This is a genomic window from Proteus hauseri ATCC 700826 (genome assembly GCF_001654965.1).
Classification (GTDB): domain Bacteria; phylum Pseudomonadota; class Gammaproteobacteria; order Enterobacterales; family Enterobacteriaceae; genus Proteus; species Proteus hauseri.
Window position 1 is genome coordinate 39,549 of the sequence record NZ_LXEV01000023.1, and the last position, 23,542, is coordinate 63,090.

Below are 23,542 nucleotides of genomic sequence, written 5' to 3' on the forward strand. Positions count from 1 at the left end.
GTCTGGTTATGTCAACGCAATATGGTTTTTATATCGATTCAAGTCGTTGTACCGGCTGCAAAACCTGCGAACTCGCGTGCAAAGATTTTAAAAATTTATCTCCTGAAGTGAATTTTCGCCGTATTTATGAATATGCGGGTGGTGATTGGACTGAGCAAGATGGTGTATATACACAAAATGTTTTCGCCTATTACTTATCTATCTCTTGTAACCACTGTGATGATCCTGCTTGTGCAAAAGATTACATTGTGGTTATGGATAACTTTACTGTTTGCTAATTTTGCTGAATCCTTAGCTGAGAGTCGCAGCAAAGCTCAGGCAGCGAGCTTAAGAAGCGCTAAGCAGTCATCAAAAGCAGTACGTTTACAAACTGCTGATATTAATGCAACTCAAGAAATCATTGATTCACTGTCATTACATAAAGACAACATTGTTTTAGTTAAAGCGGGTGAAATTATTCCTTGTGATGGCGAGGTCATTGACGGTGGTGCCTCTGTGGATGAAAGCGCAATTACTGGCGAGTCTGCCCCCGTTATTCGTGAATCTGGTGGCGATTTTTCTTCCGTGACTGGCGGTACTCGTGTTTTATCTGATTGGCTTATTATTCGCTGTACTGCTGAAGCTGGTAATTCATTTCTTGACCGAATGATTGGTATGGTCGAAGGCGCAAAACGTAGAAAAACACCTAATGAAGTTGCATTAACTATTTTACTTACTGCTTTAACGCTTATTTTCTTATTAGCTTGTACCACACTGTATCCATTTAGTGTTTTTGCAGTGGAATATCAAAACAGTGGTGAAGTTATCTCTGTTGTAACACTCATTGCTTTATTAGTTTGTTTAATTCCAACAACTATAGGTGGATTGCTCTCTTCTATTGGCGTAGCCGGTATGAGCCGCATGTTAGATGCCAATGTGATTGCAACTAGCGGACGTGCTGTTGAAGCTGCGGGTGACGTTGATGTTTTATTACTTGATAAAACAGGCACTATTACATTAGGCAATCGCCAAGCTTCTCGTTTTATTCCTCTTTCTGGTATTACAGAAAAGCAACTGGCAGATGCTGCACAATTAAGTTCATTGGCTGATGAAACACCTGAAGGTCGTAGTATTGTTATTCTAGCTAAACAGCGATTTAATTTACGTGAACGAGACTTAACTGCTCTTGGCGCTTCTTTTGTTCCCTTTTCAGCCATGACCCGAATGAGTGGCGTTAATCTTGGCGAACGTCTTATTCGTAAAGGTTCTGTTGATGCTATTCGTCGCTACGTTGAAGTAAGCCATAGCCGCTTTCCTGATGAAGTGACCACGATTGTTGAACAAGTTGCTAGAACCGGTGGTACGCCATTGGTTGTGGTTGAAAATCAAAAAATTCTTGGTGTTGTTGAATTAAAAGACATCGTTAAAGGTGGTATTAAAGAGCGTTTTGCCCAACTGCGTCAAATGGGAATAAAAACCGTAATGATCACAGGCGATAATCATCTTACGGCGGCGGCGATAGCTGCTGAATCTGGAGTAGATGATTTTTTAGCCGAGGCAAAACTTGCATTAATTCGCCAATATCAATCAGAAGGCCGCCTAGTTGCCATGACTGGCGATGGTACTAACGATGCGCCAGCATTAGCACAAGCGGATGTTGCTGTTGCAATGAACTCAGGTACTCAAGCGGCAAAAGAAGCCGGCAACATGGTTGATTTAGACTCTAATCCAACCAAATTAATTGAGGTTGTCCATATTGGTAAACAGATGTTGATGACACGAGGTGTACTAACAACATTTAGTATTTCCAATGATATAGCAAAATATTTTGCCATTATTCCAGCCGCATTTGCGGTGACTTATCCTCAGTTAAATATGCTAAATGTGATGAATTTACATTCACCAGCATCAGCAATGCTATCCGCGGTCATTTTTAATGCGTTAATTATCGTGTTTCTTATCCCATTAGCATTAAAAGGTGTGCCTTATTGCCCCGTTTCAGCGCATTCATTATTGCGTCGTAACCTTACTTTATATGGATTAAGTGGGCTACTAGTGCCTTTTGTTGGCATTAAAATTATCGATATGTTGTTAGCTTTTATTGGATTTTAAGGGGTTGAATATGCATTTATTTCGTTCATCACTGGTGATGATGTTATTACTCACACTTATCACTGGATTAGCCTATCCTTTATTAGTTACTGGATTAGCCAACTTATTTTTCCCGTGGCAATCTAATGGTTCATTGATTTATCAAGATGATAAGCTTATTGGCTCGACATTAATTGGTCAGCAATTCTATGGTACTGATTATTTCCAAGGTCGCCCATCAATGACAGCAGAATTGCCTTATAACAGTATGGCATCGGGTGCTAGTCAGTTCGCACCATCGAATCCATTATTATTAAATGCAGTAACACAAAGAGTGCAAATATGGCAAAAAACAGTTAATAATCATCAAGCTGTTCCTGTCGATTTAGTTACTGCATCAGCGAGTGGGCTTGATCCTCATATTTCAATACAAGCGGCTTATTATCAGGCTGATACTATTGCTCATCAAAGAAACCTGACTAGGAATGAAATTAACCAGCTAATTAAAGACAATACTATTTCACCGTTTATTTCATTTATGGGAGAGCCAGTAGTTAATGTATTCACATTGAATCAAGCGCTTGATAAGTTAATGCTTGAAAAACAAAAGCCAATGAGTGGGCTATAAAATGGAAAATAAACAACAATGGCAACGCCCTGATCCTGATGATTTGCTTGCTCTGACAAAAACGTCAACTCGTGGGCGGTTAAAAATATTCTTCGGTGCTTGTGCGGGTGTTGGTAAAACTTACGCTATGTTGCAAGAGGCACAACGTTTACATCAGCAAGGTATTGATGTACTTGCAGGTGTGGTTGAAACGCATCAGCGCCAAGAAACGGCAGCCCTATTAGATGGACTGCCGATATTGCCATTTCTGCGTATTCACCATCGCGGTAGAAAACTCACCGCATTCGATTTAGACAGCGCTTTAGCGCGGCATCCCGCTGTGATTTTAATGGATGAGCTCGCATTTAGTAACCCTCACAAATGTCGGCACCCTAAGCGATGGCAAGATGTTGAAGAGTTATTAGAAGCTGGTATTGATGTTTTAGCGACAATTAATGTTCAACATATTGAAAGTCTTAATGATATTGTAGGCAGCATTACAGGTATTCGTGTTCAAGAAACAATTCCTGATTATATTTTTGACCAAGCTGATGAAGTCGTGATGGTGGATTTACCACCCGATGATTTACAACAACGGTTACATGAAGGAAAAGTCTATCTTACCGGACAAGCAGAACGTGCTATTGAGCATTTTTTTCGCAAGGGTAATTTGATTGCTCTGCGTGAATTAGCATTGCGTCGAATGGCAGATCGCGTTGATACACAAGTAAAAGAATTTCGTGATAGCCAAGGTTCTGCTCCTGTTTGGCATACCACCGATAGTTTAATGGTATGCCTTGGCGCACATGGTGGAAATGATAAGTTAGTGCGTACCGCGGCGCGTTATGTTGCTGCATTTGGTTGTCAATGGCATGCAATTTATGTAGAAACGCCCAAACTACATCAAATAGGTGAAAATAAGCGTCGCGCTATTTTACATTCACTTAAATTAGCTCAACATCTTGGCGCCAGAACTGCGATCCTTTCAGATAATCAAGCTGAAAAAGCCGTAATTCGTTACGCCAGAGAACATAACTTAGGTAAGGTCATTATTGGGCAGCGTTCCTATCAAAAATGGCAATGGCTCAAACGTTGGATACGCATGAGATTTGCTGAAAGATTGGCTCGGTATGCCCCCGATTTGCATATTATTAGTGTGGCGTTAACAGATGAAGATTTACGTTATCACACTAAAACACCACAATTACAAAATGATAGATGGCGGCAAGATCTAAAAGGTTATCTCACCGCTATTGCCCTATGTTTAGCGATAACCCTATTTTCACGCACTTTTTTATTGGCATTAGATAAGGCCAATTTAGTTACTCTCTATTTATTAGGTGTGGTTTTAATTGCATTATTTTTTGGTCGTCGCCCTTCTATTTTTGCAGCTTTAATCAACGTTATTAGTTTTGATCTATTCTTTGTGCAGCCTCATTTTTCGTTAGCCGTTTTAGATATGCAGTATTTGATCACATTTACTGTCATGCTAATTGTGGGGTTAGTGGTTGGTAATTTAACTGCCGGAATGCGTTATCAAACGCGTGTTGCACGTTATCGAGAGCAACGTACCCGACATTTATTTGAAATGACCCGAGAATTAAGCCGAGCAGTCACTTTGCCTGAAGTGGTACGCACAAGTTATCACTTTTTATCTAGTGCTTTTGATGCCAAAGTCTGTCTTCTTACTAAAAATGAAACTGATGCACTGGTTCCATTTCCAGCTGAAGGTATGGCGAATTTGCCTATTGATGAAGCAATAGCTCGCTGGTGTTGCGATAAAGATCAAATTGCGGGTGCGGGCACGGATACACTACCAAGTGTTCCTTATCAATTACACCCAATTACCGCATCGCAACAAGTATTGGCTATTTTGGCCATTGAACCGAATAACCTTCGTCAATTACTTATTCCTGAACAACAACAGCTATTGCAGACTTTTAATGGTCTTATTGCTAATGCCCTTGAACGACTACAACAAGCAAAAACAGCGGAGCAATCACGCATTAATATAGAGCGTGAGCAGCTGCGAAATGCACTGTTAGCAGCACTTTCACACGATTTAAAAACGCCATTAACAGTATTATTTGGCCAATCCGAAATTTTACTGCTCGACTTAAGTGCTGAAGGCTCAGCACATACCGAACAAGTTAATCAAATTCGCCAGCAAATTCTTACCACATCTCGATTAGTTAATAATCTGTTAGATATGGCACGAATTCAATCTGGTGGAATTCAAGTGAATTTACAATGGAATTCATTGCAAGAAATCGTAGGGAGTGCGGTGCGTTCTCTTTCTTATTTGCTCGACAAACATCCTTTGCAAATTGATATTTCAGCTGATTTATTGCTCTATTGTGACAGCAATTTAATTGAACGAGTCATTACAAACTTACTAGAAAATGCGGTTAAATATACTGAATTCAACACAAGATTGGGATTAAAAGCCACGATTGAGAAACAACAAATTCATGTGGAAATTTGGGATGAAGGCAATGGCATTCCTACAGAACAGTTGCAAATCATCTTTAATAAATTCTCTCGAGCAGTGAAAGAATCCGCTATTCCTGGTGTTGGTTTGGGATTAGCAATTTGTAGTGCCATAATTCGTTTACATGAAGGTTCTATTTGGGCAGAAAATAATGAAAAAGGTGGAGCAAGCTTTCACTTTGTTTTACCTTTAAAATCACTTCCTAATATTGATGAGATTGAAGCAAACCCGTGACGCCTTATAACATATTGATTATTGAAGATGAAAAAGAGATTTTACGTTTTGTTCGGCTCGCGCTAGAGAACGAAGATTTTCGTGTTTATGAAGCATCAGAATGCCAGCGGGGATTAATGGAAGCTGCATCAAGAAAACCAGATTTAGTTATTCTTGATCTTGGATTACCCGATAAAGATGGGATCCATTTTATTCAAGATTTTCGTCAATGGAGTGCAACGCCAATTATTGTGCTTTCTGCTAGAGATTCAGAACAAGACAAAGTTAAAGCCTTGGATGCAGGTGCGGATGATTACCTGACTAAACCCTTTGGCATTAGTGAATTATTAGCTAGGGTGCGGGCATCATTGCGTCGAACAATCAAACAAGAAAACGAAAATACTCAGTTTTCTTTTGGCGATATTACTATTGATTGGGTTAATAGAACGGTGACTCGTAAAAAAGAAGCCATTCACTTAACACCAACAGAATTTCGTTTATTAAGTGAATTAGTAAATAACAGCGGAAAAGTATTAACTCAACGCCATTTAATGCTTCACGTTTGGGGACCTAACTTTGTTGAACATAGTCACTATTTACGTATATATATGGGGCATTTACGTCAAAAACTTGAAACCGACCCCACATGTCCTACTCACCTAATAACAGAAACGGGGATCGGTTATCGTTTTATGCCATAGCTGAGATTGTTTTTCTAAATCGCAATAATGCTAAGCTGAAAAATACAGAGCCGATAACAATTAATATAATAAATTGTGGCCAAACAATAGAGAAATCTGCACCTCGATATAAAATTGCCTGAGCTAAAGTGACAAAATGTGTCGTTGGCATTGCTTCCATTACATTTTGTACGAACTGAGGCATACTTTCTCGTGATGTCATTCCCCCTGATAACATGATTAAGGGGAGTAAAACCATGATCATTAACAAGCCAAATTGCGGCATCGAACGTGCCATGGTACCTAAAAAAATCCCAATAGAAGTGGTCGCAAATAAGCTTAATGCGACACCGCACATAAACAATAAAACCGACCCTTCAATAGGCACATTTAATAGCGATTTTACGACTAAAACCAAAGATATCGCTGAAGCTAATAAAACCACAAGCCCCATCGACCAAATTTTAGAAAGCATTATTTCAAAGGGGGTCACAGGCATCACTAATAAATGTTCAATAGTGCCATGCTCTCGTTCCCTAATTAACGCAGCGCCGGTTAAAACTATCGATAACATCGTGATATTATTGATAATTGCCATAACTGAACCAAACCAAGACTGTGTAAGATTGGGGTTAAAACTCATTCTGACTTCTAAATCAACAGGAAGTGGATCATTTGATCTATTTTTTGCTAAAAAGGTTTTTGCTTCACCCATTACAATACTTTGGATATAGCTATTTCCTAAAAATGCTTGGCTCATACGTGTTGCATCAATATTAACCTGTATTTCTGGCTTACGCCCTGCAAGTAAATCGCGCTGAAAATTAGGTGGAATATCTAGAGCAAAAGTATAAGTTCCTCTATCTAGAAAACCATCGATTTGATCTGGTGTAATATCTGCTGGTGGTAAGAAGTACGGCATATAAAAACTATTAACAATGCGTGCAGATAACTGTGATTTATCCTGATCAGCAACTGCTATAGGAGCATGATGTAAAGATCCCGGAGTTACAGTTGCCGATGAATAAATTGAGACGGTAAAAGCAAACACGATCAGAGCTAGCATCGCCTTATCTCGTGAAAGACTTCGTAACTCTTTTATTCCAAGATTAAATACATTTTGAATAGTGCGCCACATTTAAGCCTCCTGCTTTTTCAAGAAAAAGACACTCAGCCCAATAACAATAGGGATTGTGATTAATAAAGGAATAAAAGACCAAGGCAAATCAAAGAGATTTAATCCTTTAGAGAATGTACCTCTGGTGATGGTTAAAAAGTGAGAGGTTGGATAAATATGCCCTATCCATTTACCAATACCTTCAAGAGATGAAACGGGATCAATCATACCCGAAAATTGCGTAGCGGGTATTAAGGTCATAATTGATGTCCCAAAAATAGCTGCAATTTGGCTTTTCATAAAGCATGAAATTAATAACCCCATACCTGTTGCAATAGTGATATAGAGTAATGCACCTAAAGTAAGGGTTAATAAACTTCCTTTAAAGCTCACACCAAAAACAAAAACAGAGAGTATGCACAGCATAAAGAAGTTAAACATACCTAATAAAATATAAGGTAATTGTTTTCCTAATAAAAATTCCGTTTTGGTTATTGGGGTCACATACAGATTAATAATTGAACCCAATTCTTTTTCACGTACCACACTCAATGCACTTAACATTGCGGGTATCATCATTAACAACAAAGGAATAACAGCGGGCACTATCGCAGGTAAACTTTTCACATCAGGGTTATAACGATAGCGAGTTTCAATATCAATGGGGGCTAGTTTATCTACCATATTTGTTGGTTGACGCATCGCCATATCAAGCATCCATGTTAAATGCATTGCTTGAATATATCCGCGGACTGTTTCAGCGCGGTTTGGCATAGCACCATCAATCCAAACTCCAATTTTTACCGTATGCCCTTTGGCAACATCGCGAGCAAAATTAGGTGGAATTTCAACGGCAACCGTAATATCGCCACTACGTAAGCGGCGTTCAAGTTGGTCATAATCAGTAATAGGTGCTTTCTCAATAAAGTAACGTGAACCAGATAAATTCTGACTATATGCTTGACTTAAGCCCGTTTGGTCTCTATCCATAATGCCGAAACGGAGATTTTCGACATCCATACTGATACCATATCCCATAATAAACATAAGAATAACTGTACCTAAAAGTGCTAACGTCAAACGTACTGGATCTCGACGTAATTCCATCCCTTCACGAATACTGTAACTAAATAATCGACGTAAACTAAATCGCTGTTTTAATGCTTGTTCTGCACTTTCGACACTAGATGCAGGAAGTTGCAGCTCTTTATCTTCAAATTCGGGATTTTCTTGTTCACCAGAAGCCTTTTTAAGATAATCAATAAATACTTCTTCTAATGTATCAAATTGACTATTTTTAACTAAATTACTCGGCGTATCTGTAACCAATACTTTACCAGCATGCATTAATGACATTCGGTCACAGCGCGCTGCTTCATTCATAAAGTGAGTTGATATAAAAATAGTGACACCGTCACGTCTAGAGAGATCAACCATCAAGTTCCAAAACATATCACGAGCTATAGGGTCAACTCCCGACGTCGGTTCATCTAATATCAGCATTTCAGGTTGGTGAATAACCGCGACAGCAAGTGATAACCGCTGACGGATACCTAATGGCAAACCATCTGGCATCATATCTTCAACTTCAGTGAGATTAAATCGCTCACTCATCTCTTTGATTCGTTGGGGTATCTCTTCTTCTGGGAGATGAAAAAGTTTGGCATGTAATTCAAGATTTTGTTTAACAGTTAACTCACTATAAAGTGAGAAAGCTTGCGACATATAACCAACACGTTTGCGTGTTTCAATATCTTTAGGATCCACTTCTTGACCGAATAACCATGCTCGCCCTTCGCTTGCTTCTAATAATCCGGTTAACATTTTCATTGTGGTCGATTTACCACAACCATTAGAGCCTAAGAATCCGAAAATCTCACCTTTAGGAATACGAAAACTCACATGATCAACGGCGACAAATTGACCAAAGCGCATAGTTAAATCTTGCGCTTCTATTGCAATGATGTCGTCATCACTTTTATCTCGTGGAGGAATAATCACTTTTTGGTGGTTTTTACGTTTTTCTTCCGGCAAAAGCTCAATGAATGCAGCTTCTAATTCATCAGTATGAGTCTGTTTTTTTAATTCGTCAGCATGACCTGTTGCTAAAATTTTTCCAGCATCCATCGCCACTAACCAATCGAAACGTTCAGCTTCTTCCATATAAGCCGTTGCAACTAACACACTCATATTTTTTTGACGTTTTCGAATACGATTAATTAACTCCCAAAACTGAGCTCTTGATAATGGGTCTACCCCAGTAGTAGGTTCATCAAGAATAAGTAATTCAGGATCGTGAATAAGTGCACAACAAAGCCCTAATTTTTGCTTCATGCCACCTGAAAGTTTACCCGCAGGTCTATCACGAAACGGGGCTAATCCTGTACTTTCAAGTAAGTCATTTATACGTTCTGCACGCTCTTGTTTTGATTGCCCAAAAAGTCGACCAAAAAAATCAACATTTTCAAATACAGAAAGTGTGTGATAAAGGTTTTTACCCAATCCTTGAGGCATATAAGCAATACGAGGGCATACTGCTCTTCGGTGATCAGCATCATGCATATTACCTTGAAGAACAATAACTTGTCCTTCTTGAATTTCTCTTGCTCCTGAAATAAGTGAAATTAAACTCGATTTTCCGACACCATCAGGCCCTATTAATCCCACCATTTTTCCGGCGGGAATTGCCAATGTCACATCATCAAGAGCCAAAGTATCACCATAATGTTGGGATACATGAGTCAGTTCAATGATATGAGAATGACTTTCCGTTCTCATCGTTTGACTCATTGTGGTAATTTCACCTCTAATTCAGTTGGCCAATTTTGGTTGTTATCTAAACGAATATAAGCACGACCGGGTAAACCTGTTTTCACGTATTCCAAATGTTTTTCTAGTAATTCTGGAGCGATACGAGCTCTAACACGAAACATCAGTTTTAATCTTTCGTTATCTGTTTCAACCGTTTTTGGCGTAAATTGTGCAACGCTAGCAACATAAGTTGTATTGGCTGGAATAACGATATGTGGTGCAGCATCCAAAATAATATGAACTTCACTTCCTAAAGCAGCTTTACCTGCGGCTTCGGTAGGTAAGAAAAAGGTCATATAAACATCACTAAGATCAACCATATTTAAGACGCGGCCGCCAGCACCTAAAACTTCGCCAGGTTCTGCCACACGATATTGAACACGGCCATTACGGGGAGCTTTTAATACACTGTCATCCAGTTCAGCAATAATTCGGCGTTCACTGGCAGTTGCTGCATCTACCTTGGTTTTTGCTTGAATAATGCCCGCTTTTGCAGAATCAATCGCAGCAATAGCCGCTGTTACCTGCGCTTTAGCGGCTTCAACAGCAGCCCTTGCGCCTTCTGTTCTTGCTATATCATCATCAAGTTGTTGAATAGAAATGGCATTAGTTTTTACTAATGCACGGGAACGGTTAAGCCTTTTTTGTGCAGCATCTAATTCGGCAATTCGTTGCCGAACAACCGCTTGAGCGGCAAGTTGTTCACTTTGACGTTGAGAGAGTGCAGATTCAGCAGTGACAACACTGCTTTTGGCTTGATTTAATTGGGCTTGAACTTCATGAAGTTGTTCTTTTAATGTTCGGGTATCCATATTAGCTAATATCTCACCAGCTTTAACAAAATCCCCTTCTTGCACGAGTATAGAGTCAATACGTCCTGGGCTTTTCGTTGAAATATCTATTTCGGTTGCTTCTATTCTCCCATTACTTTGAGCAAAGCCTTCGGGAAGTGCCGGTGTTTGAGATACCCACCAGAAAATGCCCGCCGCTGCTATTGCAATAAGCCCAATACTGTAAACAAAAAATCGATTCTTTTTTTGATTTTTCATATAAATTATTTAACCTTCCTTTTGCCATAAATTACATCAATATTTTGTGTGCATTACTGTATGTGAAAAAATAGTTAAACAACGCAAGAAAAATTATAATTTGTTTTTTTATCTACGTTAAAAATAGTTCATTTATATTAATAAAGCTAATTTATCCAATACAAAAAATAAAAGATAACCATATGAATTATAAAATATATTACATTCATCATAGAGCGTTAAATCAAATTAATGTAGCGCTTTTATCACATAATCGTTATCTATTTTTGATTATTCGAGAAAACACACAATTTGTATATGATACAGAAGGCATTATTACATTTAAAATCTAAGGAAATAATCACTCATAGATATTATAAAAATACAGATATCTAACCTAATGATTTATATATTTAATAATATAGAGTGAGTAGAAAGTTTATCAAATTCTAATATCAATCCATTATTATTAATTAAAATTATTAAATTTAATTAGCAATAAAATTAAATAATTTTAATTAATAATAAATTTCAATATAAAATCAACGTTTAAAATAACATTCTAGAAATATTTTTTAATTTAAAACTATAAAAAAATATCAATATTAAATTGATAATTTATTGTTTTTGCATAATTTAATTTTATTTTTTTACAAAAAAAGATATGTTTAATATTTATCAGTAGGAAAATAATTAGTGATCAGACCACATGTGAAGTAAATTTTTTATATATTAATTATTGCAGTTAATAATCACCTGATAACAATATCGATGGCTAGTAATATAAAAAACAAAATTAATTTTAATAAAAAAATAAGAAGGTTTATATGAATAATATTAAGTATAAGCTCGCAACCATCACTCTCTGTACTCTTTTTGCCTCATCTGTTTTAGCTAATACCGAACCCCCTATCCGTTTAGTTATTCACGGTGGTGCCGGAACAATAACTAAAGATACCATCACTCCAGAACAAGAAAAAGAATATAAACAAAAGCTGACTGAAGCATTAAATGCAGGATATGCCGTACTAAATAGTGGCGGTACAAGTATTGAAGCAGTACAAAAATCTATAAATATCATGGAAGATTCACCGCTTTTTAATGCGGGTAAAGGTGCAGTTTTTACCCACGATGGCCGAAATGAACTTGATGCTTCAATTATGGATGGCAAAACACGTAAAGCAGGAGCAGTAGCTGGTGTTACTACGGTAAAAAATCCTATTAATGCAGCAATAGCTGTAATGGATAAAAGTCCTCATGTATTAATGGTTTCTACGGGAGCAGATCTTTTTGCTAAAGAACAAGGTCTTGCTATTGTTGATCCTTCATATTTTAAAACTGAGCATCGTTGGCAACAATTACAAAAAGCGATAGAAAAAGAAACTGTGGTTTTAGATCATGACGGCAAAACTGCTGCACTTTTTATTGACCCTATGATGTACGATTATAAATATGGCACCGTTGGTGCAGTTGCATTAGATAAACAAGGTAATTTAGCCGCGGGAACTTCAACCGGTGGAATGACAAATAAACGTTATGGACGTGTTGGTGATTCCCCTATTATTGGAGCAGGAAATTATGCAGATAATGAAACTGTTGCCGTATCAGCAACAGGATCGGGTGAAATGTTTATTAGAACATTAACTGCATTTAATATTGCCGCCCAAGTAAAATATCAAAAACTTCCATTAGAACAAGCTGCAAAAAATGCATTAGATGAAGTTAAAGCTATTGATGGAAGTGGTGGTGTTATTGTTTTAGATAAATCAGGAAACTACACCATGTCTTTTAATTCTGAAGGAATGTATCGAGGTACTGTTGGTAATGATGGAAAACCAATAGTAGCAATCTACAAAGATTAATAATTTTTTGTACCCTAATTTTTAACTTACGTATGCTATTTTAAAAATTACGATTAAAATCTTAGGGTACATTATCTATTTTAAAGTCCTTATCTCAGCCTATTCACCGACCTTTTCTTTACTAATTTTCCCATTCACTTAGATCATTCTATTTTAGATTAACTTATCATGTTTATTATATGAACCATGGCAGTACAAATAACACCCCACTTGCTCTAAAAATAGACTAGATCTGTTCTACTTATTAAAATGATCCTTTGAAAAAGTAGAATTTTTAATATTTAGATCTGTTAGAATATTCATCATGGTTATGTTGATTTAATAAGGAAATTACAGTGGAAAATCACCACAGCGATCAAGAAAATACCCCTGAAACATCGCTAGTGCGCTTAGAAAAACAGTCGCTACTAGATCTAAATGCAACTTTTACATCACCGGCTCAAAGTAATCCGGCATTGGCTTATTTAATGAGTTTAGGTTCAAAACGTAGTCGTCAGACAATGGGATCATTTTTGACTATAGTTGCTAGGATGATCGGATTTTCTTCATTAAAAAATTGCCAATGGGGCGCCCTTCGCCGTCATCATATTCAAGCAATTATTGATATGTTATCGGATGCCAATAAAGCACCGGCAACAATCAATACTTATCTTGCTGCTTTAAAAGGCGTTGCTTTAGAAGCTTGGGCAATGAAACAAATAGATACGGAAAGTTATCAACATATTCGACAGGTTAAATCTGTTAGAGGTAGTCGATTACCAAAAGGTCGAGCATTAACAAGCCAAGAAATTCGGGCTTTATTTCGCTGTTGTGAAAAAGATAATTCATCTAAAGGATTAAGAGATGCTGCAATATTAAGTGTGTTATTAGGGTGTGGATTACGTCGTTCAGAAATTGTGGCACTTAATTACGAACATATTCAATTTCGCGATCAAGCATTTATTGTTCGAGGAAAAGGAAATAAAGAACGGATCTCTTATATGCCTGATGATACTTGGGATAGAGTCCAACTTTGGACTGATGAAATTAGAGGCGATCAAAATGGCCCTCTATTCACACGAATTCGTCGATTTGATGATGTTACTGATGAAAGAATTACCGACCAAGCCATCTATTTTATTTTAGAAACTCGTCAGCAAGAAAGTGGAATTGATAAATTTGCCCCCCATGATTTACGCCGAACTTTTGCATCTGCAATGCTAGATAATGGTGAAGATATTGTCACCGTAAAAGATGCAATGGGACATGCGAGCATAATGACAACTCAGCGTTATGATAGACGTGGTAATGATCGTTTAAGAAAAGCAGCACGCCATTTGCGCTTTTAATTTATTTAATAAACGTCCTGTTTACTGCTGATTAGCTTCAGATTAACAGTATAAAAAACACCCAATTCTATTGTTAGATTGGGTGTTTTTATTTTATTGTTCTTTTATATGTAACTATCTAAATGGCGGTTCGTTAAATGTTCTTAATTTACGAGAATGTAAACGGTCTTCTTCTACTTTTAATAGTTCAATTGCTTGTATACCGATTTGCAAATGTTCCGATACTGCACCTTCATAAAAATGATTCGCTTGACCAGGTAATTTAATTTCACCATGTAAAGGTTTATCTGATACACATAATAAAGTGCCATAAGGAACGCGAAAACGGTAACCTTGTGCCGCTATTGTTGCACTTTCCATATCAACTGCAACAGCTCTACTTAAATTAAACCGCCTTGCTGATGCAGAAAAACGCAATTCCCAATTTCGATCATCTGTTGTAACTACAGTTCCAGTTCTTAATCTCTGTTTTATTTCATGCCCCGGCTTTCCGCTGATCATTTTAGTTGCATCATATAAAGCACGTTGAACTTCAGCAATATTAGGAATAGGAATATCTGGCGGTAATACAGCATCCAAAATATGATCATCACGTAAATAGGCATGAGCTAATACATAATCACCAATTAATTGGCTTTCTCGTAACCCACCACAATGACCAATCATTAACCAAACATGCGGACGTAATACCGCCAAGTGATCGCAAATTGTTTTTGCATTAGAAGGTCCAACTCCGATATTAACTAATGTTATTCCGGGGCCTTCTTTGGCAATTAAATGATAGGCCGGCATCTGATATTTCTTCCACGTTAAGTCAGAAATAAATTTTTCAGGATCAACTGTTTCTGCCGTAATTTGCTGAAAGCCAGCACAAGAAAGTGCACAATATGGACTATTTTCATCCGCTACTTGTTCACTTGCCCAACGAACAAATTCATCAACATAACGATTATAATTAGTAAATAAAATATAGGGTTGAACATCTTCAGGTGGTGTACCAGTGTAATGTTTTAAACGAGCAAGAGAGAAATCGGTTCGTAACGCATCAAAATGAGAAAGAGGTAATACTTCTCTATCACAAATTAAACCATCTGTTATCTCATCGCCAATTTTGGAGAGATCTGTTGTTGGAAAATATTTAGCTAAAGAAGCGCTCATTAATCTATCAAAGCCAATACCCGTTCCATCAATAACAAATGGATACGGAATTTCTTGCTTTGATGCACTAACTTCAAATGTTGCATGATAAGCATCTGCAATTAATTGCAGTTGTTCTGCTAAATAATTTTCAAATAAACTTGGGTTAGTAATAGTAGTTGAATAAGTACCTGATTGAGGTAGTCGACCATAGGCTCTTGTTTTATCCTCTGTTTTTGTTTCACCATACCAATAAACGGTTAATTGAGGATAAGAAAATAATCCTTCGGCTCTTTGTTTTATATCGGGTAATTTTCCATCTTGCGCATAATCAATAATTGCATTGCGTAATGCTTCTACAGCATTTTGATATTGCTGTTTTAACTTACTGATTATTTTATTAATTTCAGGGGTGTGAGGATGTGACATAAAAGAGCCTCTTGCTTATTATTAATTTGTTTACATCATAGCAAGAAGCTCTGCTTATCCCAATCAAGATTTTAATAAACTATATTCAACTTTACTTTCGTCAGTAGAAATAGTTAATCCCTTATCTTGGGAAGGATTAAATTCAAATTTTACATTTATCTCTTCCTCTAGCAGAAGAAATCTATTTTTTTTATAATTAAATTTATCACCAATACTATCTTCTGTTATTTCCATGATTTGTATTTTATATTGCTCTAATGCTGCATCTACCTTTTCTTTTGTTATAGGATCATCGATAAAATTCTCAATATATAATTTCATAGAATCATAATCAAAATCATTTAAAATAAAATTTGATAATTGAATCAATTTTTCAATATCAGATTCTTTAATTTCTTTTTTATTGTTAATAGTTATAACATATACACCTTCATTATTTTTTATATCAATAGATGTCTTCCCTGTAAAGGCTGAATACATTGAAGCAATAGGTTCATATTTATCAAAAGAATCTTTTATTATTGGAAAAATACCTTGATGAATCAACTCAAAAATGAGAATAATATCTTTTTCATTAGGTAAAGCTAACTTACTTTCTAATGAATTAATATCAGTTATATTTTCATCATCATATTTTAGATCACATCTTGGAATGTCGACCTCTACCTGTTTTCTAAGCTCTATTTGCTTATCCAAACTCAATGGATTATATAGCTTCTCTATTAATTTATCTTTATTAATGCTAACTGAATATTTTTCACTGTTTTCTTTCAAATAGTTATATTTATCATTAAATGATTTTTTCTGCTCAAAGATATCAAGAGAAAAGTTCTTTTCGTTGGGATAATTTTTCTTCTTATTGATGTGTTTCATCAGAGCCGTTCTAAATGAAATAACTTTTTTCTTATAATCTTCTGCGTCATAATTTTTTTTATCATAATAATCATTAATAAATATTTCTAAAAATTTATTACTCTCATTTTGTAAATCAAAATTAAGTTCATTTTTTATATTTTCAATAAATGGTGTGATATCACTGCGAAATAGAATAGAACTATCTTTAAAATCAATGATATATTGTATATCATTACCATCTACTATATGTTTAAATTCATTTTTATACTGTTCTCCAGCAAGTTTCTTTAGACTAAAGAAATCTCTACTTTTCTCTAAAATTGTTGCTTCTTGGTTAAAATAAATATTATAAATTAAAGTTAATACTTTTTTTTCCTGACTGAGTCCAAACCAATCTTTTATTTTCTCCCAAATACTCATTACACTAGATGGCGAGTTATTCGCTAATTTATTTATTTTTTTTTGGCTAATGCTTGCATTTGATATTTTCATACTAATTTTTATTTCCATTTAGAATAAATGAAAAATAAAGATAATAAATAATATAATTTTTTTATATAAAAAAACACCACTAAATTATTGTTCAATCCAAAGAATATTTCATTTAAATAAACATTTCAAAAAATCACCCTGATAACATACCTAAAATAATAGGCAGAGTAATTGCAGAAAACATTGTTTGAGCAGTAATAATCCCTGCCATTAGCTCAGAATCACCACCAAGTTGTCTTGTTAAAATGTAAGAGGTAGGTGCTGTTGGAATAGAAAAGAAGATAACCATTAATACAGTGACTGATGATGATAGCTCTAATACACTCGCAATTGCATATGCAATAATAGGTACAATAGTTAAACGACTGATGGTATTAATGCAGATCATCTTACTCTCTGCTTTTAGTGTTGAAATGTGCAGTGCAGCCCCAATACAAATCAACCCTAAAGGTAAGCTAGTCGCAGCTAATAACTTAAGAAACTGATCTGAGCCCAAAGGCAAACCAATACCTGATAAATTAATAATAATCCCTATAACACAAGAAATAATTAGCGGGTTTTTTATAATGGGTAAAATTAACTGACGTAAAGTTACATTTTGCCCTGCTGTTAAAGATAGCACAGAAGTAACATTAGATAGTGGAACAAGTATTGCTAGTATAAGTGCTGCGATACCTAGACCAGAAGTACCAAATAGATCAGCAACAATGGCTAATCCTAGATAAGTGTTAAACCTAATATTACCTTGAACAATTGCACCAAATCGACCCGCATTCCATCCTGTAATTTTTTTAATTATTACACATAAAATAGTGATAGTTATCACAACAGAAAAAATCGCACCAGCAAGATGAAATAATTGGGGGTCGTTCAAAGGTGCCTTTGCCAAACTATTTATCAGTAACGCAGGAAATAGTAAAAAGTAATTGAGTTTTTCAGCCCCAACCCAAAACGCAGGCTCAAATGTTTTATTTCTTCTTAAGATTGCTCCTAGCGCAATTAATGCAAATAATGGCCATAACGTTAATAACACGTTTTGCATAATTTTTATCACTCTAAAAATGTTCTATTTTTTTACAATATCGCAACAATAAAGAAATTACTATTTTTGATCAAAAATATAAAACCCAACTCAAAAAATCAAGAAAATAAATAATTTATCGCATTTTAAGAACAGCTTTTTATATATCAATAGTATTAGAAATAAACAGTCTTTTTATGATTAATTTAAACATTAATCGATCAATTCCGTATTTAGATCAATAAACATTCTATAGCAGTGTAAATTTGTTTTAGTTAAACTCGAATAATACTCACGTTCTTCCAACACATTAAAACCTTGTCTTAAATAAAAAATCACTGCATTAGGCGTGGAATCTAATAATAATTGTAATTGCCCTCTTTTTTTCGCTTCTATTTTAAGTTGTTTCAGGATCAAACTAGCAAAACCTTTTCCCATATATTCAGGTAATGTAAAAATGGCTTCAGCAAAACCTGTTTTAACATCCAAAAAACCTGATGCGACAGGAAGATGATATTTTTCATAGTCAATAACATAAAATGGATTTTCAATAATCGCTTTTCGATAACCTTCAGGCATTTCATCTGGAGTCCAAGCGGCTAAAATAGTCGGCGAATACACATTCTCACAGCCAAACCTTAGTGCTTGATTTCGTAGATACCATAATCGTTTAGCCTCCTGCGGTTCTGCCAATCTAAGTTGAATTTCTTCCATTCCCACCTCATTCATTATAATTAAGCGTTAAAAATTAATTAGCATAATTTATATAATTCATCGCTTACTTTATTGCCATTTCTTCTTGCAATAAATTTGTGTGAATTTTTTAGATGACATGATATGTTTCTGTAGAAGGAATAAAATAAGGAAATTCCATGCCTACTAAAATATTACCTTCAACAATAAACACACCTCAGTTTGTTGCGGGCTCACCACTTCCTATTTATTATCAAGTGGTATCAAAAAGTATTAGAGAAATTTATTTTTCTAACGTTAATCCTGTTTACCATAATAGAAATTCATCAAAAAATATACATCCTAAATTGATAATTTGTAGTCATCGGAACAGTGCTTTTGATGCTTATATAGCATTAAAAGAATTTCCTAAAGCACAAGCTCTTGCTTCAATACAGTTACTAAACAGTCGGTTAATGAGAGCATTCTTTACAGGAATTCCTGTTGTTAGAAAAAAAGATAGAGCTCGTTTTGGTATTAATTCCAATGCATTTTCTAGTCCTTCAGAGGCAGCAATAGAACACATCAAAGCCGGCGGTGATTTATTATTATTTCCTGAAGGAAGCAGTGAATGGGGTTGCAAACCCCTGCCTTATCAACGAGGTGCTGCACGAATAATTAGATCGCTACTCGATGAAGGCATCGTTTTTGATATTGTTCCAGTAGGACTGTTTTATCTTGCTCCAGATAAATTTAGCTCTGAAGTCGAATTGTATATAGGCGATAATATTATTATTCCTCAACAAGGTGATTTAACATCAAGAGAATGGGAACAAAATATCCATCAGGATATATCTCTTGCTTTAAATAATATTTCCGTTAACTGCCCTGATATTGACTTATTCAAGAAAGCATCAAATTATGCTTGTAATAGAAAAATCAAGGGAGATTCTTATGCTGAGTCATTTATTGACTATCAAAATAATCTAATTAAATATGAGGAATCAAATAGAAATATAGAGAATAACATTCCTCATTCTATAAAAACTTGGCGTTATATTTCTTTTTGTTTTATGTTTATTTTTTTTCCAATATTACTTAGTGCTCTTATTGCTTCTCGTTTTGCTGACGCTCGTAATACAGTAAGTTTTTTTAAAATTATAGGAGGAAGTCTAGCTGCTATTATTTGGTTACCTATACTTTTTATCTTATTATTTTTCTCACCATTATTTATCAGTGTAAGTCTTATTAGTGCATTAATAGGACTGAAGATCATAAGAACTAAAGGTTCACAAATATGTTAGTACCTAAAACAAAAAAAATATTTAATCAGTTATTTTCTATTCAGTTATTTATCATTTGGTCATTAGGCACTTATGCTAGCTGGTTGCTTAATGCGGTAGATATGTTACCCGCTATTATTTCCGGTTTACTTTTCTGGCTTTTACTCATTTATATTGGATATAAAAACCGAAATCTTGCATCACCTCCTCGATTTTATTGGTTTGGCTTACTGCAATTAATAGCTTGTTGGTCAATATTTCCGCTTTTTAAATCTATTCGATACGGTTTATATCAAGAAAATTTTGATGCTATTTTATATAAACTGGATAAATTATTATGGTTTGGTAAAAGCCTACCAGAGTGGTCTATTTCTATACAATCAGGATTATTAAGTGAATTACTCGCATTTTGCTATTTTAGTTTCTATTTTTTAATTATAGGTAGTGCATTATTTTTCTTTTTTATCCGTCAACCAACACACACAAACAATTATTTTTTTGGCTTAATGTTAATGTATTTTTGGGGTTTTATTGGGTATTTTTCAATACCTGCGGCAGGGCCTTATGCCGCTTTCCCTATAGATTTTACCTATCCCGTTCACACGGGAGCAATGACGCTATTTTTAACAGGATTAGTTGATAAAGGTATTACCGGAATGGATGTATTTCCTTCATTACATACCGGAATAACAATTTATATCGTTGGTTTTTACTATTTTTCTGGCTATCGAAAAATAGCTTATTGTTTATTTCCTATCGCTATGGGACTTATCTTAGCTACAGTTTACCTACATTACCATTATGGTATTGATGTTATTTGTGGTGCATTACTAGCGCTGTTTGTACTTTATTTTACGTGTAAAAATAATAAGGTCATATATGGAACTCATTTATAAGATTAACGATCCTACTGCTACTGATGTACAAATAAGCGGTGGAAAAGGAGCTAGTTTAGCCAAGACAATTCAATCGCTACCGGTTCCTGATGGTTTGATTTTATCTTGCCAAGCATATCAATTATTTATTTCGCCATTACTGCCAAAAATTAATGATCTCTTATCAACACAAGATCAAGATATTGAAACAATAAGTCATCAAATTCGACAAGTTATCTTGCAAGCCACTTTACCTGAAAATTTAACCTATGCATTAGGTTTAATACTTGATGAGTTAGATTTAAATAATACGCCTTTAGCAGTCAGATCCTCCGGTACTTTAGAAGATATGCCAGGTGCCGCTTTTGCGGGACAACATGATACGCTTTTAGGTGTTAAAACATTACCTATGTTGCTTGACGCTATTCGCCAATGTTATGCATCACTGTGGCACACTCATGTAATGCTTTATCGCCAACATTTAAATTTACCTCATTCACAAGCCTCTATGGCTGTTGTTTTACAAAGAATGGTTGATGTTCAAAAAAACGAAGCTGCGGGTGTTGCATTCTCTATAGATCCTGTTCAAGGCTCACTTTCAACGGTATTAATTAATGCTGCTTTTGGCCTTGGTGAAACCGTTGTTGCGGGTGAAGAGCCTATCGATGAGTATCTTATCGACAGAGATTCTTTAACCTTAAAACAGCAAACTATTGCTGAAAAAACAAATGCTATTGTGATGGTGGAAAATGGGATTGAAATATTACCCGTTGATAACAAAAGAAAAAATACAGCATCATTAAACAACGAACAATGCAAACAAGTTGCTGAGTTAGCAATTTTAGCTGAGAAATATTTTGATTTTCCGCAAGATATTGAATGGGCATTTCATCACGGGAAACTATGGCTCTTACAATCTCGTAATGTAACTCAAATTGCACCTATTTGGACAAGAGAAGAATCAGCAGAACGTTTTCCTAATCCAATAACCCCATTAACATGGGATATGTGTGAAGCAGGATTTCATTCATCATTAAACTTTAGCCTTAATCTTATGGGGCTACCTTCTTTTAATGGTAAGTGGTTTGGAGTACAAGATTATTATATTTATGGCAACCAGAATGCGGTTTCTTTATATAGCAATCGCCTACCTACTTCAATGATGAATGATTTACCTACTCTATTAAAATCGTTACCTGAAATTGCTCAAAAATTTAGTTGGGTGCAAGAGTTACCAATAACATGGATGCGCGATTTAGATAAATATTTAATCTCTATTGGTGCGTTAATGAATGAACCATTAGAAGATAAAAATTTATCGCAGTTATGGGACTATATACAACGTATTAATAAATTAGGATCTGACTATTTCTTACCTAATATCGCGATATCATTAACTCAGCGCTCACTTTACTCTGCTTTGATGGCATTATTAAAACTTTTCTTTAAAGAAGAAAAGTACGCGCATAATGCATTCGATAATTTAATTGCAATGTCTGACACTAAAACAGGACAAGTTAATGCCGAACTTTGGGCTCTTTCTCGTTATGTACGTCAGCATTCAGTATTACTTAACGCATTAGAGAAAATAGAACCGCGTTCTATAATGAAAGAACTTGCTGCTATTGATCCTTGTTTTTATCAGCAATTTACTCTATTTCTCACTAATCACGGGCATCGAGAATTAGATTTTGATGCATATCATCCGACTTGGTTAGATGCACCACATATTGTTTTAATACAAATTAAAGCAATGGCTGACTTAGCTGATGATAAACGAACAGAAGATCCACTTAGCAAAAAAATTCTACAATCAGAAACTGAGTTTGCTATTATTTCTGATGCTCCAGAAGAGTTACGTTTTTTCTTACAAGAGATTATTCGACTCGCGCGCGTTTATACTGCATTAGATGATTTAGAGCATTATCAAACCACACGTCTGGCCTTGCCAATGCGTAGAGGATTAAAAGCATTAGGAGAACGATTAGTTATTCGTAGTATTTTGGATGACCCAATGGATATTTATTTTGCTAATGAGCAACCTCTTGCTAACGCAATAAATACCGATGAATTAACAAATTGGAATGCATTACGTTCGCATATTTATCAAAATAAAACAGGTTATTTAAAAGCTCAAGCAACGACACCACAATGGATTTATGGTGAAGAAAGTGATGATGTCGTCGATACTGCTAATGGACATCTATTAAAAGGATTAGCAGGCAGTGCTGGAATTATTGAAGGTAAAGTCTATTTGGTTCATGGTCCTGAGAATTTTGCAGAATTTCCGCAAAACGCTATTTTAGTAGCAAGAACCACAAACCCAGCATGGACTGCACTTTTCTATCGCGCTTCAGGCATTATTACAGAAAGTGGTGGCCCATTATCACATGGGGCAGTAACAGCTCGGGAATTAGGTTTACCTGCTGTTATGGGAGTCCGTAATATATTGAATATATTAAAGAATGGACAAACAGTAAGAATAGATGGTCAAAAAGGCACTATTGATATTTTATCGTAAGAAATTAATGCCCTACCTTAATTTGTTTCACAAAAGAGAGCATCTTTTTG

15 protein-coding genes and 2 pseudogenes are annotated in these 23,542 nt (G+C 35.5%); 10 read left to right on the plus strand and 7 right to left on the minus strand.

The genetic code is table 11. The features are described from left to right. Positions 1–8 precede the first annotated feature (8 nt). The 5 genes and pseudogenes from M997_RS17485 to kdpE all read left to right on the plus strand — a co-directional run. Positions 9–239, plus strand: a pseudogene (locus M997_RS17485) (4Fe-4S binding protein); the annotation flags it as partial. Next, a pseudogene (kdpB, locus tag M997_RS09940) lies at positions 160–2,091 on the plus strand (potassium-transporting ATPase subunit KdpB); the annotation flags it as partial. The pseudogenes M997_RS17485 and kdpB, both read left to right, overlap by 80 nt. 10 nt (positions 2,092–2,101) lie before the next feature. Continuing rightward, positions 2,102–2,698 carry a potassium-transporting ATPase subunit KdpC gene (gene kdpC / locus M997_RS09945; protein WP_064719966.1) on the plus strand — a complete coding sequence of 199 codons (597 nt, stop codon included), beginning with the start codon at positions 2,102–2,104 and terminating at the stop codon, positions 2,696–2,698. Position 2,699: 1 nt separating this feature from the next. Further along, positions 2,700–5,402: a two-component system sensor histidine kinase KdpD gene (gene kdpD, locus M997_RS09950; RefSeq protein WP_064719967.1), complete on the plus strand. Its 2,703-nt coding sequence runs from the start codon at positions 2,700–2,702 to the stop codon at positions 5,400–5,402. Beyond that, positions 5,399–6,082, plus strand: a complete 684-nt coding sequence (gene kdpE / locus M997_RS09955; protein WP_064719968.1) for a two-component system response regulator KdpE — start codon at positions 5,399–5,401, stop codon at positions 6,080–6,082. The genes kdpD and kdpE overlap by 4 nt, the downstream gene beginning before the upstream one ends. On the opposite strand, the gene M997_RS09960 is transcribed toward kdpE, so the two are convergent. Genes M997_RS09960 through M997_RS09970 form a run of 3 tightly spaced genes read right to left on the minus strand, consistent with a single transcriptional unit; the run spans position 6,072 to position 11,038 of the window. Continuing rightward, positions 6,072–7,199 carry an ABC transporter permease gene (locus M997_RS09960; protein ID WP_064719969.1) on the minus strand — a complete coding sequence of 376 codons (1,128 nt, stop codon included), beginning with the start codon at positions 7,197–7,199 and terminating at the stop codon, positions 6,072–6,074. The two genes, kdpE and M997_RS09960, sit on opposite strands and share 11 nt — an antisense overlap. Continuing rightward, positions 7,200–9,956, minus strand: a complete 2,757-nt coding sequence (rbbA, locus tag M997_RS09965; RefSeq protein WP_169816678.1) for a ribosome-associated ATPase/putative transporter RbbA — start codon at positions 9,954–9,956, stop codon at positions 7,200–7,202. It lies immediately after the preceding gene. 8 nt (positions 9,957–9,964) lie between these two features. Next, the gene (locus tag M997_RS09970; protein ID WP_064719971.1) at positions 9,965–11,038 is read right to left on the minus strand and encodes an HlyD family secretion protein; all 1,074 of its coding nucleotides are present in this window, start codon (positions 11,036–11,038) and stop codon (positions 9,965–9,967) included. Positions 11,039–11,844: 806 nt separating this feature from the next. On the opposite strand from M997_RS09970, the gene M997_RS09975 reads away from it, so the two are divergent. Next, positions 11,845–12,879 (plus strand): isoaspartyl peptidase/L-asparaginase family protein, encoded by a 1,035-nt coding sequence (locus M997_RS09975; protein WP_064719972.1) that lies wholly within the window; start codon positions 11,845–11,847, stop codon positions 12,877–12,879. 335 nt (positions 12,880–13,214) lie between these two features. After that, the gene (locus tag M997_RS09980; RefSeq protein WP_082918415.1) at positions 13,215–14,207 is read left to right on the plus strand and encodes a tyrosine-type recombinase/integrase; all 993 of its coding nucleotides are present in this window, start codon (positions 13,215–13,217) and stop codon (positions 14,205–14,207) included. 114 nt (positions 14,208–14,321) lie between these two features. On the opposite strand, the gene M997_RS09985 is transcribed toward M997_RS09980, so the two are convergent. From M997_RS09985 to M997_RS10000, 4 genes are all read right to left on the minus strand, one after another. Beyond that, the gene (locus M997_RS09985) at positions 14,322–15,773 is read right to left on the minus strand and encodes an AMP nucleosidase (protein ID WP_064719974.1); all 1,452 of its coding nucleotides are present in this window, start codon (positions 15,771–15,773) and stop codon (positions 14,322–14,324) included. A gap of 63 nt (positions 15,774–15,836) precedes the next feature. Next, positions 15,837–17,120, minus strand: coding sequence for an SGNH/GDSL hydrolase family protein (locus M997_RS09990; RefSeq protein ID WP_064719975.1), 1,284 nt, complete (start codon positions 17,118–17,120; stop codon positions 15,837–15,839). 133 nt (positions 17,121–17,253) lie between these two features. Continuing rightward, positions 17,254–18,162, minus strand: coding sequence for an AEC family transporter (locus M997_RS09995; RefSeq protein WP_064719976.1), 909 nt, complete (start codon positions 18,160–18,162; stop codon positions 17,254–17,256). A 192-nt stretch (positions 18,163–18,354) separates the two neighbouring features. Then, positions 18,355–18,855: a GNAT family N-acetyltransferase gene (locus M997_RS10000; protein WP_064719977.1), complete on the minus strand. Its 501-nt coding sequence runs from the start codon at positions 18,853–18,855 to the stop codon at positions 18,355–18,357. Positions 18,856–19,013: 158 nt separating this feature from the next. Here M997_RS10000 and M997_RS10005 point away from each other — a divergent pair, with 158 nt between their 5' ends. From M997_RS10005 to M997_RS10015, 3 genes are read left to right on the plus strand one after another with little or no spacing between them, the layout of a single operon-like run. Continuing rightward, positions 19,014–20,117, plus strand: coding sequence for a lysophospholipid acyltransferase family protein (locus M997_RS10005; protein ID WP_064719978.1), 1,104 nt, complete (start codon positions 19,014–19,016; stop codon positions 20,115–20,117). Continuing rightward, positions 20,111–20,992 carry a phosphatase PAP2 family protein gene (locus M997_RS10010; RefSeq protein ID WP_064719979.1) on the plus strand — a complete coding sequence of 294 codons (882 nt, stop codon included), beginning with the start codon at positions 20,111–20,113 and terminating at the stop codon, positions 20,990–20,992. The genes M997_RS10005 and M997_RS10010 overlap by 7 nt, the downstream gene beginning before the upstream one ends. Continuing rightward, complete coding sequence (locus M997_RS10015) at positions 20,976–23,492, plus strand: PEP/pyruvate-binding domain-containing protein (protein WP_064719980.1); 2,517 nt, start codon at positions 20,976–20,978, stop codon at positions 23,490–23,492. The genes M997_RS10010 and M997_RS10015 overlap by 17 nt, the downstream gene beginning before the upstream one ends. Positions 23,493–23,542 lie beyond the last annotated feature (50 nt).

Excerpts from the sequence above, each read along its gene's own strand:
- M997_RS09960 (WP_064719969.1), bottom strand. The coding sequence starts at position 7,199 with ATGTGGCGCACTATTCAAAATGTATTTAATCTTGGAATAAAAGAGTTA.
- rbbA (WP_169816678.1), bottom strand. The coding sequence starts at position 9,956 with ATGAGAACGGAAAGTCATTCTCATATCATTGAACTGACTCATGTATCC.
- M997_RS10005 (WP_064719978.1), top strand. The coding sequence starts at position 19,014 with ATGCCTACTAAAATATTACCTTCAACAATAAACACACCTCAGTTTGTT.
- M997_RS09995 (WP_064719976.1), bottom strand. The coding sequence starts at position 18,162 with ATGCAAAACGTGTTATTAACGTTATGGCCATTATTTGCATTAATTGCG.
- M997_RS09990 (WP_064719975.1), bottom strand. The coding sequence starts at position 17,120 with ATGAAAATATCAAATGCAAGCATTAGCCAAAAAAAAATAAATAAATTA.
- M997_RS09970 (WP_064719971.1), bottom strand. The coding sequence starts at position 11,038 with ATGAAAAATCAAAAAAAGAATCGATTTTTTGTTTACAGTATTGGGCTT.
- M997_RS10010 (WP_064719979.1), top strand. The coding sequence starts at position 20,111 with ATGTTAGTACCTAAAACAAAAAAAATATTTAATCAGTTATTTTCTATT.
- M997_RS09985 (WP_064719974.1), bottom strand. The coding sequence starts at position 15,773 with ATGTCACATCCTCACACCCCTGAAATTAATAAAATAATCAGTAAGTTA.
- M997_RS10015 (WP_064719980.1), top strand. The coding sequence starts at position 20,976 with ATGGAACTCATTTATAAGATTAACGATCCTACTGCTACTGATGTACAA.
- M997_RS09975 (WP_064719972.1), top strand. The coding sequence starts at position 11,845 with ATGAATAATATTAAGTATAAGCTCGCAACCATCACTCTCTGTACTCTT.
- M997_RS10000 (WP_064719977.1), bottom strand. The coding sequence starts at position 18,855 with ATGGAAGAAATTCAACTTAGATTGGCAGAACCGCAGGAGGCTAAACGA.
- kdpC (WP_064719966.1), top strand. The coding sequence starts at position 2,102 with ATGCATTTATTTCGTTCATCACTGGTGATGATGTTATTACTCACACTT.
- kdpD (WP_064719967.1), top strand. The coding sequence starts at position 2,700 with ATGGAAAATAAACAACAATGGCAACGCCCTGATCCTGATGATTTGCTT.